This is a genomic window from Acidobacteriota bacterium (assembly GCA_016196035.1).
Classification (GTDB): Bacteria; Acidobacteriota; Blastocatellia; order RBC074; family RBC074; genus JACPYM01.
In genome coordinates, this window is sequence record JACPYM010000024.1 from 76,965 (window position 1) to 89,202 (window position 12,238).

Genomic DNA, 12,238 nt, shown 5'->3' on the forward strand with positions numbered 1-12,238 from the left:
CAGTTGCAGGCGGGCAGACAACGCGCCTCGTCAAAACAGCGGAGTGAGTACAGAATTGCGTGGAGCTAGTCGTTGAACAATTGAGCATGGAGAAACGCGCCGCGATGAGTGAGCAACACAGCAGGGCCAGCGAGCAATGCCTGATCGCCGCCTGCCAGACGGGCGACCGCGAGGCGTTCCGCCAATTGTTCGAGGCCTATCAAGAGCGCGTCTGGGCCATTGCCATTCATTACACCGGCGAAGAACAGGCGGCGCGCGACATCACGCAGCAGGTCTTTTTGAAACTCTTCGCCGCGCTCAACCAGTTCCGCCATGAGGCCAATTTCACGACCTGGCTGTACCGGCTGGTCGCCAACGTTTGCCTGGATGAACAGCGCAAACAGCGGCGTTTTCTCTCATTCGATTTTTGGCGGCGCGCTGATGATGACGAAGAGTTGAATCCCGCCGATTGGCAACAAGCGCGGCAGTTTCAGGATGGGTTGCAGGAGCAGCGCTGCACGCAAGTGGAAATGGCGGCGGCGGTGCGGGCGGCGATCAAAGAGTTGAGTCCGCCGCTGCGCATCGCCATTTTGCTGAAGTATTTTGAAGATATGTCATACGAAGAAATGGCGCGCGCGCTCGACTGTTCGCCGGGCACGGTAGCGTCGCGTTTGAATCGGGGGCACAAGGCGTTGGCCGCGCGGCTGGCGCATTTGCGGCAATGAACGATGTTTAGCAAGCACGTCGGTAAAAAACTTTCGGCCTATCACCACGGCGAACTCGTGGCGGCTAAGCGGCAACGCATCGCGGCGCATTTGGCCCTGTGCGCGCGCTGTCAGGCCGAATACGAGCAAGTCGCGTTCGGCGCACAGATGGTCGCGCAGATGGCCGGGCAGCCCGAACAGATAAAGGCGCCCGCGCGGCTGTGGGATGACCTGAATGCGCAACTGCCACGCGAACTCGAAGCCGAGAGCACGCGGCTGGCGGAAGCGGCGCGGCAACGCGGGCCTATACCGCCGCGTTTGAAATTCGCGTTGGCCGCCGCGTGTGCGTTGTTCTTGTTGGTGGCCGGTACGGTGTCATGGCGGCTCTATCGCAAGGCCACCGCGCCCGCGTGGGAAGTCGAAACACTCGCCGGGCTGCCGCGCATCGGCCAGCAGCTTATTCAAAAAGCCGGCAAACTGCGCGTGGGCGAATGGCTGGAGACCGATCAAACGGCCAGCGCGCGTATTAACGTTGGGGCGATTGGGCAAGTCGAAATCGAGCCGAATTCGCAAGTGCAACTCGTGACCGCCCGCGCGACCGAGCACCGGCTGACGCTGCAACGCGGCAAGCTAACGGCCATCATCACCGCGCCGCCGCGCGTCTTTTTCGTCAACACCCCCTCGGCGACGGCGGTGGATTTGGGCTGCGCCTACACGCTGGAAGTCGCGGAAAACGGCGCAGGCACCTTGCGCGTGATCGCCGGCTGGGTGGCGTATGAAGCGCACGGTATCGAATCCTTCGTGCCCGAAGAAGCGATGTGCATCACGCGGCCCGTGTTCGGCCCGGGCACGCCGTATTACGAGGATGCGTCGGCGGCGTTGCAAGCCGCGGTGGCGCGCTTTGACATCGCACCACCGGGCGAACGCAATGCGGCCTTGACCGCAGTCTTGCACGAAGCGCGGCCACGCGATGGCCTGACGCTCTGGCATTTGCTGGCACGCACCAACACGGACGAGCGTAAACAGGTCTTTGCTCGTTTCGCAACGCTGATCCCGCCGCCACAGGAAGTCACGCTGGAAGGCATTCAACGCGGGGATCACACAATGCTGGATGCCTGGTGGGAAAAACTCGAACTGGGCAGCCCGAGCTGGTGGCGGATGTGGAAAGCGCCGCTGCCTTCAATGAAATAACTGGGAAATAACCGGCCTACGCCTTTTACTCCACCCTAACCAATTAACCGCATCGGAGCACGCAACGCTCTGGGCAGGAGGATGTGTATGTTGAAACCGTTGTTGAAAGGACTCGTGGCCGCGTTGGCCGTCGCGTTTATCGGCTTGCAATTCATGCGGCCCAACCAAGCCAATCCGCCGGTTGATCCCGCGCAAACTTTGCAGGCGCACGCGCGCTTGAACGCCGAAGTCGAAACCATCTTTAACCGCGCCTGCCGCGATTGTCATTCCAACGAAACAGACTGGCCGTGGTACAGCCAGATTGCGCCCGTCTCGTGGCTGGTGGCGGACGATGTGCGCGTAGGCCGCCGCCAATTGAACTTTTCGGAATGGGGCCGCTACAACGCGCGCCAGGCCGAACACAAGCTCGAAGAGATTTGCGCTGTGGTGGAAGCGGGCGCGATGCCGCCACGCAGTTACACCATCGCGCACAAGCAAGCCCAACTCTCTGCCGAGGATGTCAAAACCATTTGCGGGTGGTCAGTGGCTACGCAGCAGCAATTGAATGAGCAGGCGAAACAGTAGAAAGCAAAAATCAAAGGGCAAAAATCGAAAGGCAAAAGGCCGGCACTGCTCCGTTTTCCATTTTTGATTTTTGCCTTTTACCTTTTGCCTTTTGCTTTTCCGCTGATTTGCGTTTGGTTGCCTCGCCGCTATAATCAGCCCCTCGCACGCAAGCAAAAGTTTTCTCTCCAACGACGTTATGAATGTCTGTCAACTCACGCGCGAACTGATCGAGATCGAATCGGTATCGTGGAATGAAGGCGCGGTCGGGCGCTATTTGCGCGATTATCTGAGCGACGCCGGGTTCGCGGTGATGACGCAACCGGTCAGCGAGGGGCGCTTCAACGTCTACGCCAAAGCGGGCGACCCGTTGGTGACGCTTTCGACGCACATGGACACGGTGCCGCCTTTCATCGCGTCGCGTGAAGACGAGGCGAACATTTATGGACGTGGGGCTTGCGATGCGAAAGGCTTGATCGCCGCACAGATTTTCGCGGCAAAACAGTTGCTGGCAGCGGGCGCGAACAATCTGGGCCTGCTCTTTGTCGTCGGCGAAGAAGACGGCAGCGACGGCGCGCGCGTGGCGAATGCGATCCCCAATCGCAACAAGTTTTTGATCAATGGCGAGCCGACCGAGAGCACGCAGGCGCTGGCGACCAAAGGCGCGGTGCGCGTCATCATCGAAACGCACGGCCGCCCGGCGCATTCGGCTTATCCCGAATTGGGCGAATCGGCGATTGAAAAGCTGCTCGACATCTTGCAGGACATTCGCCAGGCCGACTGGCCTGTGGATGAGAAGCTGGGACCGACCACCTGCAACATCGGCACGCTGTCAGGCGGACGCAAACCCAACGTCGTCCCCGACCAGGCCGCCAGCGAACTGATGTTCCGCACCGTGATCGAAGCCGAAGCGATGTTTCAGCGTATCGAACAGCTTGTCGGCGACCGCGCCACCGTCAAACGCGGCTTCCATCTGCCGCCGATTCATTTGAAGACGGTGGACGCGCTGGCCCACGTGCCGACCAGTGTGGTGCGTTTCGGCACCGATATTCCGTGTCTGACAAACTGGGGCCAGCCGCTGCTGTTTGGTCCCGGCTCGATTCACGATGCGCATACGGCGCATGAATTCATTATCAAACAGGATTTGCTGAACGCGGTTGACACGTATGCGCAATTGGCGCGGATGTTGTTGGCAGCGGCGGCGTGAAACAAACGAGGCAGTACCAGGAGCGGTAGCAACTGGGTTGCGTCGGAGATCATAACCTAAAAACACCCGGTCGCTACCGCTCCTGGTACCGCACCAAGCTTTCATACGGAGACTGAACCCAATATGCCAACTGCAAAATTCACCCACGAACCCGGCAGCCCGGAGTATCAAGCGTCGGAATGGCTGATGACGATCCACAACGCCTACCGCGAAATTGACCACGCCATCGAGGCCGCGCCCGATTCGGCGGAATTCATCGAACGCTTGCGAGAGCGCCTGCGCCGTGATTACGAGCAAAACCGCGAACAGATGGGCTGGACGGAACGCTCGCGCGACGTCGCGATGAAGGCGCTGGAGTATGCGTTGAAGACACGCACCTAACGTGGCGGGAAAAGCGAATTGAAAAGCGTGGGTGAACGGCTGGGCTGTTTGTTCGCGCTTTTGCTTTTTCGGCTGGCTAGTTTTTCTGAAAAAAAGAAGGCTCGTCAGCCAAAGCGGTAAGCTTGGTTGAGTGAATCAGCGTACTTTCATCCGGCGCAACCATCAGGAAACCGCCCGTGCGCAATGCGCTACTAAGATTCGAGACCAGTTGACGCGCGGCTGTTCCGCTCAACATCGTCAACAGGTTTGCGCAAAGGATCAGATCAAACCGACCCGCCACGCCACGCCAGAACATCCGATCAAAAAGATTCAAGCGGCGAAACACCACCAAACGCCGGGCCATTTGCGCGACTTGATAAGTGTCGCCGGTGCCGCTGACAGGCTCAAAAAATTGCGCGCGCGTGGCTTCGTCAACCGCCACCAAGGCCGTCGCCGGATAGCGAGCGCGGCTGGCTTCGAGCAAGGCGCGATTGCGCACGTCGGTGGCTAGAATTTCCACGTGGTCTTGCGGGGTTTGCGGTTGAACCTGATTGACGGTGAGCGCCAGCGAATAGGCTTCCTCACCAGTCGAACAGGCGGCGCTCCACAAACGCAATTGCCGGGCGGGCGGGCATTGCCGCAACAACGCCGGCAAGATGAACAGCCGTAAAAACGCGAATTGCCGCGGCTCGCGAAAGAAGCTTGTGGCACCGATGGCAGTCTCTTCAACCAAGGCGAGTAACTCACTGGGGTTGGCGGCGAGTTGGCAATAATCCTCGGCGGCGACGCCCAACCGCTGCGCTTTGTTTATCACGGCGTCATTGATGACGGCGTGATTGGCGGCGTTGATCGCCCACCCGAACTCTTCGGCCAAGGCTTCTTCCAAGCGTTTTTGGGCTGGTGTTGGTTCCACGTCAGGGTTTAACTCGCCTCAGCGACTTCAGTGGGCCGGCGCCATGCGCCCGAATGCCCGCCGCTTTTGCGTTCCAGCCGGATGTCCGAGATCACCATCAGGCGGTCAAGCGCTTTGCACATATCGTAAAGCGTCAGGGCCGCGACCGAGACGGCGGTGAGGGCTTCCATTTCGACGCCGGTTTGCGCGCTGGTCGTCGCGGTGGCGGTCAGTTGCGCGCCTGCGTCCGTCAGCGTGATTTGCACATCGGCGTGTGAAAGGGCCAGCGAATGACAAAGCGGGATCAACTCGGCGGTACGTTTGGCGGCCATGATACCCGCCAGCCGCGCCGTTTCGAGCGGATCGCCTTTGGGCGTGCGGCGTTCACGAATCGCTGTGACCGTGGCGGGTGCCATGTGGACGAACCCGCTCGCTTCCGCTGTGCGCGTCGTAACGGCTTTCGCGCCGACATCCACCATCGTGATGCGCCCTTCGGCGTCCAGGTGCGTAAGTTGTGGCGGCATTTCTTGCGACATCTATTTTGGCAGTTGAATGACTTCGGCCAATTCACCGGCGCTCAAGCTCGCCCGGTCTTCAGGAACGACAATCAAGGCGTCGGCTTGCATAAACGCAACCAGATCAGATGAACCGCCCCATTTGAGCGGTTCGGCTTCGGCGCATCCGTCACGAATCAGCAAGCGCGCCGGTTGATGGCTGCGGCGCGGCGGCGCGCCTTTGATCGTGCGGGTCACGTGCGCCCGCCAACGTGGCAGATGAATCTCATGTGCGCCTTGCATTCTGAGCAACACCGGACGTGCGAACACATGAAACGAGACAGCCACCGAAACAGGGTTGCCGGGCAAACCGAAAATCACCTTGTCCTCCAACTTGGCAAATACGGTCGGTTTGCCGGGATGCATGGCGACTTTTTCAACCAATATCTCCGCGCCCAAAGCGAGCAGCGCGGGTTTGACCAAGTCATAATCGCCCATCGAAACGCCGCCTGACAGCATCACGACGTCGGCTTGAGCGAGTGCATCAGCAATGGCGGTGCGCGTAACCTCGAAATCATCGCACACGATTGCTGCGTGTATGACCTCGGCTCCGGCCTGCGTGGCATAGCCCGCCAGCGAATACGTATTGGAATTGCGAATCTGTGCGCCTTGCGGTGTCTCGTGCACCTCGACCAGTTCGCTGCCGGTCGAAAGCAGCGCCAGGCGTGGACGGTGCGACACGATCACATCGGCATAGCCGAAACTCGCCAACACGGCTGCCGTCGCAGGTGTAATGCGTTCGCCCGCATTGACGACAACCTCTCCTTTACGCGCTTCGCTGGCACGTGGAGTGATGAACTGCCCGGCAGCCACCAATTCGGTCAGTTCAATGAAACCATCGTCATTGACCTGGATGACTTCAATTTTCTGCACAGCATCTGCACCAGCGGGAATGGGCGCACCGGTCATAATCCGCACCGCCTGTCCGGCCGCGACCTCACCACCAAACGTGAACCCGGCAGCGGCTTCGCCAATCGCCTGCAACCGCACGGGCGGCTTTTGTGTGTCCGCCGACCGCACGGCATAACCATCCATGCGCGCCCGGTCGAAGGGCGGCAAATCCAAATCGGAGAAAGCCGGTTGTCGCAACACTCGACCGACTATGTCAGACAAAGCCACTGTTTCGTCCGGCAACACGGGCGTGTGATCGAGCATGAGTTGCAGAGCGTCTTCGATGCGCAACATAGGGTCGGATCCGGAACCAAAAACAGAAAAGCCGCTCGCTTGCACGAACGGCTTGGGAATTGTTGGTGATGAAATGAGTGCTTAAATTTGAATGGCGGAGCCGACGGGACTCGAACCCGCGACCTCCGACGTGACAGGCCGGCGTTCTAACCAACTGAACTACGACTCCGCATTGTCAAACTCGCCGTTCGCGCTCTTGACGGCTTCCCTGATAGGCACGGTGGGACTCGAACCCACAACCTTCACCTTGTAAGGGTGACCGTCTACCATTGACTGTACGTGCCTGCGCACTTGTTGCGAACGAGGGGGCATCTTACTGACCACTCCCAACTCTGTCAACCTTTGCCGCAAATTTATCTCAGGCTATACTGCGTGCGCTCCTACACCGTTTGCCTCACTGGATTGGTTGATTTGATCGGAGAAATTTTCATGCCGAATTTGGGCCGCCGTTATCTTCCCGGATCGTTTTTGCTCTTTGTTTTCTGTCTTAATTCTTATGGCTGGTTGCGGGTCTCGGCACAAGATAAAGCCCCGCCGCCAAATCCCAAAGAAGAACAGACGAATGTTTTCCGCATGGATACCGACCTGGTTTCGATTGACGTACAAGTAACAGATCGTCAAGGTGCGCAGTACGGCACCAAGCTTTCCCCGGAAGACTTTGTCGTTTATGAAGACGGTGTGCGGCAAAAGATCAGTAATTTCTCGGCCACCGAAGTGCCTTTCAATTTGGTGTTGCTGCTGGACACCTCCGGCAGCACGCGCGATGAGCTGTCCCTGATGCAAAAGGCCGCGCGGCGCTTCCTGACTGAATTGCGACCGCACGACCGCGTAGCAATTATCCAATTCAATCAGCAGGTCGAACTTATCAAGGACCTAACCGCCGATCGTGGCAAGCTGGAAAAAGCTTTGGGTCAATTGACCGGCGGCAGCGGGACTTCGTTTTACGATGCCGTGCAATTGGCACTGGATGAGGTTTTGCGCAAAGCCACGGGCCGCAAAGCGATTGTGGCGCTGACGGATGGTGTGGATTCGTTTGGCTTCGGCACCTATGAGAAATTGTTGCCCAAGCTGGAAAGCGCCAGAGCGGCGCTCTATTTTCTCAAGCTGGATACCGAGGAATATACCGAAGCGCGGATGTTGCGCGATTGCCGTGATAGCAGCCATTTCAAATTTTCGCGCAAGCAGTTAAAGAAGTATTTCGATGAGTTCATCAAAGAGGGCGACCCCAGCCAGTACGAAGATCATTGCAAGCTAGAGCGCATGGAAAAGATTCGGATCAACCGGCGTTTATACGAAGCGGCGGGCGACGAATTGGAGGAGATGTCCAGTAAGACCGGCGGGCATGTCTATCCGGTTGAATCGTTGCAACAACTCGCTCCGAAGTTTACACAGATTGCGGCGGAGTTACGCACGCAATACTCCCTGGCGTACTACCCCAGCAATGAAAAGCACGATGGCAAATGGCGCGGCGTGCGCATCGAAATCAAAAAGCCCGGCCTGACGGTGCAAGCGCGGCCTGGCTACCGCGCGCCGCTGGATTAGTCCCATTCGCGTTCTGCTTCCCTGCCCTGTTAAATACGCCAACGTAGCCCTGTCATGAAGCTGCTCGAGTTAAACGACCTGCATTTCGGTTATGCGCAACCCGTGCTGACGGGCGTGACGCTGGAAGTGCAAGCGGGTGAAGTCGTCGCGTTGCTCGGAGCCAATGGCGCGGGCAAATCCACTTTGCTCAGTCTGACGCATGGGTTGTTGCAACCGCAGCGCGGCGAAGTGCGCCTGAGCGAAAAGCCCTTGGCGCAATGGTCGCGGCGTGAAATCGCGCGCCAACTGGCGCTGGTGGCGCAACAGAGCGAGGTGCGCTTTCCGCTAACGGCGTTGGAATACGTCTTGACGGGCCGGTTCGCACACGCGCGCGGGTTCGGATTCGAGACGGAGCGCGACGTGGAAGCTGCCCTTGCGGCGTTGCGCGCAACCGATGCCGAGCAATTCGCGGCCCGCCGTTTTAACGAGTTGTCGAGCGGCGAAAAACAACGTGTAGTGCTGGCCCGCGCGCTGGCGCAGGAACCGCGCGCCTTGCTGTTGGACGAACCCACAGCGAATGCCGACTTGGCACATCAATTCTCGTTGCTGGAACTGGTGCAGCGGTTGACACGCGAACGCGCTTTCGGGGTGTTGCTGGTGACGCACGAGATCAATCTGGCCGCTGAGTTTGCTGATCGTATCGCGCTGCTCAAAGAGGGGCGCTTGCTCGCGTGCGGAAAACCGCATGAAGTTTTGACAGAAGAACGGTTGAACGAAACCTTCAGCACTTCTTTGCTGGTAGCCGCTCACCCGCAAACTGGGAACCCGCATATTTTTTGGCGCAGCAACTGAGTTCAGGCCAATTCAGCACAGCCTGGCAATTCACTCTGCCCTGCCAGCTAAAGCATCGAAAATGCCCAATGAATCAGCGGGCTAGTCAGGTTATCAAGCAAGCCGGAGGCGCTAACGGCGATCAGGATAATCAACCCGAACGGACGGATTTGCTCAAACACTTCGGCCATGCGGGGCGGCAAGAGTGTCTCCAACATGTGCCCGCCATCCAGCGGCGGAATCGGCAGGAAATTCAGCACCATCAAAAAAAGATTCATCCACACCATCGTGACCAGCAAAAAGGCGACCGCTTCGGCGTATTCACCAAGTGAACCGCCTAAGGACAAGCGCACGGCTTTGAGCACAATCAGGCTGATGATCGCCAGACCCAGATTGGTCAAAGGGCCGGCGGCCGACGTCCAAAAATCGCCCCACTTCGGATCGCGCATTTGCGATTTGTCTACAGGCGTGCTGGCCCAGCCCATAATGCCGCTGCCGCCTGTCATAAACAGCACCATCAGCGGCAGCAGCAAGGTGCCGATAGGATCAATGTGCGGAATCGGATTGAGCGTCACGCGGCCCAAATCTTTGGCCGTCGAATCGCCCCATTTCCAGGCCGTCCAGGCGTGCGCAGCTTCGTGGCAGGCTGTCGAGAAGAGAAACACCACGAACATAATGGCGATCTTGCCGATATTCACATCACCCACAGTCAATGCTCCTTTTTGCGCGCGTCATCGTTTCCCTTGCCAGCGGCGCGCTACCAGCGGAGCCAACAAGTCCAACTCATCAGGCGGCAACAACCGCCCGAAGCCGCGCGGCGTCAGGCGAATGGCACGTTGCACCAATTCGCGCGAAGTGACCAGTTGGGCGCCGACGTGCAACGCAAATTCGTATTCCGGATCGGTCAGGTCGAAATGGATAATGGATTTGGCCTGCACCCATTCCCGTTTTAAGCGCAACTCCACCGCAAAGTCGAACAACTCAAGCAGCGAATCGTCCGAGGTCAAATGCCCGCAGCGCCGATTCCAAAACCGGCGCGGGCCACGCTCCGGGTTGAAAAACGAATCCAGCAAGATCGCCATTGCCTCTCATTGCCCTAGTTGGTTGCCCTACTTGGTTGCTTTTGCTTTGGCCGGGGCTTTAGCACTGGCGCTTGCTTGAGCCGCCGCTGGCGGAGCGGCAACTTTGGGTTTGGCGGCTTTTTGGTTCAGCGCTTTGTCTTTGCCGTTACCGGAGACTTTTGCGGGCTTCGCCGGTTTCGCTGATTTCGCGGGCTTGGCCGGTGCTTCTTTCAGACGGTCGCGCAATTCGGTCAGGAAGCCGATGGTGCGTTGCAGCTCTTTCTCGAACTTCTCTTCGCCCAGCTTGCGCCGTGATTTCTTCACTACTTTGCGAACGCGGCCAACCAACTCGTCTTTGTCTTTCTCGTCTTTCGAATCTTTGTTTTGTGATTTTGCCATGTGGGGTCTCCTCAAAATTTCCGAGTCAACATTTATGCGTTATGGGGGGCGTCATCCTCGTCTTCAGGGCCATCGGGCCATCAGGTTTCGTGGAACTCCCTGCGCCGCGCGGCAGTATACGGCACTCCGCCGCCCTTGTCAGGGCCAAGCTGCGACCAAGGCCGCGCTCCGTCATAGCCAGCGATAATCCGGACAGACCGCCTCAAAGCCTTGAAGATCGGCCACGCGCTCTAACTCCTCGACCTGCGCTTGCCACTGCGCGCGCTCATTTTCCAGGCGGGCCCGTTCCGTTTCCGGCAAGTCATTCAATTGCGCGCGCCGCCAGAGTTCACTTTGGACAGCCCGCAAATACAACCGTGCGCGTTGCAAATCAGGTTCTTCGATAAAGCCGAATTGTTGATGCCAGCGGCGGCTGGCGTCATTGCCGATGTGGTAGCGGCTCATCAAGCGGCGCTCGCCATAGCAATGCAATTGGTTGACAGCATCAGCGACTAACGCGGTAGCGAGGCGGCGACCCTGCCAGCCGGGATGTACGAAGAGCAAATCCAACCGCGCGCTTTCACGTCCGGTGAAAAGCAGAGCCGCGCCGACCAGGCGCTTGTCGCGGTGCGGGTCAACGGCTACGCGCGAGGCCGAGAGCGGGTTGCCGCGTTCGCCAGAGAAATGTTCGTGCAAGGCGCGCGCGGCAGCGTTGCGCATGGCCTCAGCGGTGTAATCGCAGTACTCAATGGTCACGCCAAAGGAAGCAACGTAGGTAGCAGCCAATTCCGCAGCGTCAGCGGCTGTGGCCGGACGAATCAAGCAGGGGGCGGTGAAAGCGCGCAAGCCAACTTGAAGCATGGTGACCACGGGATGATAGCGCGGCGTAAAGTGTGCCTGTCCGTCATAGTATTCGCATTGCCAGCCAGGCTCAAACGGCAACAGTTCATACTCTGCGACTGTCATTGGGACATGGCGGCTGTGCATCGGCATAGGGATTACTGCTCGGCGAGCAATTCAATTTCCAGCGCACGTAGGCCTTTGTCATTCTCGGCGCGCGCCAGTTTGAATTCGAAAATGTAACGGCGGCTGGGCAGGTCGTTAGTGTTAAAGCCAACGGGCAAAGTGGTGTCGTGAAACCAGGCGGTGCCGTAGGGCGAATCGGGATGCTTGGGGTCAGTGATCCAGAGGTTGGTGTCAATGTGCTTGAGATAGCGCAGAAAGCCAAAGTCGTTCTTGTGGTAGTAACAAATGCCGCGCACGCGCTGATTGAGTTCGCCCCACTGGTTGGCCTCGCCGTTGGAAGCCTCAACCGGCAGCAGGTTGGGAATTAAGTACCCGGACAGAAAAAGATCGGCTTCGCGGCGCAATTCGTTTGAGACATTTTTGAAAGCCACGACTTCGACGCGGCAGCCCTTGTTCTGCAACGCGCGCACGACCTGGACGAAATCGCCGTCACCGGTAACCAACAGCACGCGATCCAGGTTTTCTGATTGCAGCAAGGCGTCCACGGCCAGATCGAGGTCGGCGTTGGCTTTGGCGACGCGATTGCCGTCTTCGTCCGTGAACCACTTGACCTCTTTCTGGATCACCTTGTAACCGAAATCGCGCAGCACCGAATAAAAGCTGTTGGTGCGATTGCGATAGTAACTGTCGCGGCGCGCTTTTTCAGCGTCGTAGCTGACATAGGCGTTGAGCCGCATCGCCTCGGCCTGATCGCGGCAGGCGAACTCGCGCAGGATGTCGTAGCCCATGCCGAATCCGCCATTGCGATTGATGTTGGCGACGTCCACGTAAACGCCGACGCGCGTGGTTGATCTCATAGCTTTCGT

15 protein-coding genes and 2 tRNA genes are annotated in these 12,238 nt (G+C 58.5%); 7 read left to right on the plus strand and 10 right to left on the minus strand.

Annotation, left to right across the window (positions count from 1 at the left end; translation table 11 throughout):
• Window positions 1-104 precede the first annotated feature (104 nt).
• The 5 genes from HY011_08565 (at window position 105) to HY011_08585 (ending at window position 4,005) form a co-directional block, all read left to right on the plus strand.
• A complete protein-coding gene (locus tag HY011_08565) occupies window positions 105-704 on the plus strand; it encodes a sigma-70 family RNA polymerase sigma factor (GenBank protein ID MBI3422981.1) in 600 nt (199 codons plus the stop codon).
• Window positions 705-707: 3 nt separating this feature from the next.
• Complete coding sequence (locus HY011_08570; GenBank protein ID MBI3422982.1) at window positions 708-1,874, plus strand: FecR domain-containing protein; 1,167 nt, start codon at window positions 708-710, stop codon at window positions 1,872-1,874.
• A gap of 87 nt (window positions 1,875-1,961) precedes the next feature.
• Complete coding sequence (locus tag HY011_08575; GenBank protein ID MBI3422983.1) at window positions 1,962-2,438, plus strand: heme-binding domain-containing protein; 477 nt, start codon at window positions 1,962-1,964, stop codon at window positions 2,436-2,438.
• Window positions 2,439-2,616: 178 nt separating this feature from the next.
• Window positions 2,617-3,624: a M20/M25/M40 family metallo-hydrolase gene (locus HY011_08580; protein MBI3422984.1), complete on the plus strand. Its 1,008-nt coding sequence runs from the start codon at window positions 2,617-2,619 to the stop codon at window positions 3,622-3,624.
• A 123-nt stretch (window positions 3,625-3,747) separates the two neighbouring features.
• Window positions 3,748-4,005: a hypothetical protein gene (locus tag HY011_08585; protein ID MBI3422985.1), complete on the plus strand. Its 258-nt coding sequence runs from the start codon at window positions 3,748-3,750 to the stop codon at window positions 4,003-4,005.
• A gap of 76 nt (window positions 4,006-4,081) precedes the next feature.
• Here the strand turns inward: HY011_08585 and HY011_08590 are convergent, their stop codons facing one another.
• The 5 genes from HY011_08590 to HY011_08610 form a co-directional block, all read right to left on the minus strand.
• Window positions 4,082-4,897, minus strand: a complete 816-nt coding sequence (locus HY011_08590) for a hypothetical protein (GenBank protein MBI3422986.1) — start codon at window positions 4,895-4,897, stop codon at window positions 4,082-4,084.
• Between the two features lie 8 nt (window positions 4,898-4,905).
• Window positions 4,906-5,400 (minus strand): cyclic pyranopterin monophosphate synthase MoaC, encoded by a 495-nt coding sequence (gene moaC / locus HY011_08595; protein ID MBI3422987.1) that lies wholly within the window; start codon window positions 5,398-5,400, stop codon window positions 4,906-4,908.
• Between the two features lie 12 nt (window positions 5,401-5,412).
• Window positions 5,413-6,615, minus strand: a complete 1,203-nt coding sequence (locus tag HY011_08600; GenBank protein ID MBI3422988.1) for a molybdopterin molybdotransferase MoeA — start codon at window positions 6,613-6,615, stop codon at window positions 5,413-5,415.
• 92 nt (window positions 6,616-6,707) lie between these two features.
• A tRNA-Asp gene (locus HY011_08605) sits at window positions 6,708-6,784 on the minus strand.
• A 43-nt stretch (window positions 6,785-6,827) separates the two neighbouring features.
• Window positions 6,828-6,900 (minus strand) — tRNA-Val (locus HY011_08610).
• Between the two features lie 144 nt (window positions 6,901-7,044).
• On the opposite strand from HY011_08610, the gene HY011_08615 reads away from it, so the two are divergent.
• The gene (locus HY011_08615) at window positions 7,045-8,157 is read left to right on the plus strand and encodes a VWA domain-containing protein (protein ID MBI3422989.1); all 1,113 of its coding nucleotides are present in this window, start codon (window positions 7,045-7,047) and stop codon (window positions 8,155-8,157) included.
• 54 nt (window positions 8,158-8,211) lie between these two features.
• Window positions 8,212-8,988: an ABC transporter ATP-binding protein gene (locus HY011_08620; GenBank protein MBI3422990.1), complete on the plus strand. Its 777-nt coding sequence runs from the start codon at window positions 8,212-8,214 to the stop codon at window positions 8,986-8,988.
• 47 nt (window positions 8,989-9,035) lie between these two features.
• Here HY011_08620 and HY011_08625 read toward each other — a convergent pair whose 3' ends face one another.
• The 5 genes from HY011_08625 to HY011_08645 form a co-directional block, all read right to left on the minus strand.
• Window positions 9,036-9,674 carry a site-2 protease family protein gene (locus HY011_08625; GenBank protein MBI3422991.1) on the minus strand — a complete coding sequence of 213 codons (639 nt, stop codon included), beginning with the start codon at window positions 9,672-9,674 and terminating at the stop codon, window positions 9,036-9,038.
• A 24-nt stretch (window positions 9,675-9,698) separates the two neighbouring features.
• A complete protein-coding gene (locus HY011_08630) occupies window positions 9,699-10,049 on the minus strand; it encodes a DUF4031 domain-containing protein (protein ID MBI3422992.1) in 351 nt (116 codons plus the stop codon).
• 27 nt (window positions 10,050-10,076) lie between these two features.
• On the minus strand, window positions 10,077-10,427 hold the full coding sequence (locus HY011_08635; GenBank protein MBI3422993.1) for a hypothetical protein: 351 nt from the start codon (window positions 10,425-10,427) through the stop codon (window positions 10,077-10,079).
• A gap of 171 nt (window positions 10,428-10,598) precedes the next feature.
• Window positions 10,599-11,372 (minus strand): GNAT family N-acetyltransferase, encoded by a 774-nt coding sequence (locus tag HY011_08640; GenBank protein ID MBI3422994.1) that lies wholly within the window; start codon window positions 11,370-11,372, stop codon window positions 10,599-10,601.
• A gap of 32 nt (window positions 11,373-11,404) precedes the next feature.
• Window positions 11,405-12,229, minus strand: coding sequence for an NYN domain-containing protein (locus HY011_08645; GenBank protein MBI3422995.1), 825 nt, complete (start codon window positions 12,227-12,229; stop codon window positions 11,405-11,407).
• Between the last annotated feature and the right edge of the window lie 9 nt (window positions 12,230-12,238).

What these genes read in the sequence shown, in the direction of transcription:
- HY011_08615 (MBI3422989.1), top strand. Translation starts at nt 7,045, where the DNA reads ATGCCGAATTTGGGCCGCCGTTATCTTCCCGGATCGTTTTTGCTCTTT.
- moaC (MBI3422987.1), bottom strand. Translation starts at nt 5,400, where the DNA reads ATGCCGCCACAACTTACGCACCTGGACGCCGAAGGGCGCATCACGATG.
- HY011_08575 (MBI3422983.1), top strand. Translation starts at nt 1,962, where the DNA reads ATGTTGAAACCGTTGTTGAAAGGACTCGTGGCCGCGTTGGCCGTCGCG.
- HY011_08640 (MBI3422994.1), bottom strand. Translation starts at nt 11,372, where the DNA reads ATGACAGTCGCAGAGTATGAACTGTTGCCGTTTGAGCCTGGCTGGCAA.
- HY011_08570 (MBI3422982.1), top strand. Translation starts at nt 708, where the DNA reads ATGTTTAGCAAGCACGTCGGTAAAAAACTTTCGGCCTATCACCACGGC.
- HY011_08620 (MBI3422990.1), top strand. Translation starts at nt 8,212, where the DNA reads ATGAAGCTGCTCGAGTTAAACGACCTGCATTTCGGTTATGCGCAACCC.
- HY011_08645 (MBI3422995.1), bottom strand. Translation starts at nt 12,229, where the DNA reads ATGAGATCAACCACGCGCGTCGGCGTTTACGTGGACGTCGCCAACATC.
- HY011_08635 (MBI3422993.1), bottom strand. Translation starts at nt 10,427, where the DNA reads ATGGCAAAATCACAAAACAAAGATTCGAAAGACGAGAAAGACAAAGAC.
- HY011_08585 (MBI3422985.1), top strand. Translation starts at nt 3,748, where the DNA reads ATGCCAACTGCAAAATTCACCCACGAACCCGGCAGCCCGGAGTATCAA.
- HY011_08630 (MBI3422992.1), bottom strand. Translation starts at nt 10,049, where the DNA reads ATGGCGATCTTGCTGGATTCGTTTTTCAACCCGGAGCGTGGCCCGCGC.
- HY011_08565 (MBI3422981.1), top strand. Translation starts at nt 105, where the DNA reads ATGAGTGAGCAACACAGCAGGGCCAGCGAGCAATGCCTGATCGCCGCC.
- HY011_08600 (MBI3422988.1), bottom strand. Translation starts at nt 6,615, where the DNA reads ATGTTGCGCATCGAAGACGCTCTGCAACTCATGCTCGATCACACGCCC.
- HY011_08580 (MBI3422984.1), top strand. Translation starts at nt 2,617, where the DNA reads ATGAATGTCTGTCAACTCACGCGCGAACTGATCGAGATCGAATCGGTA.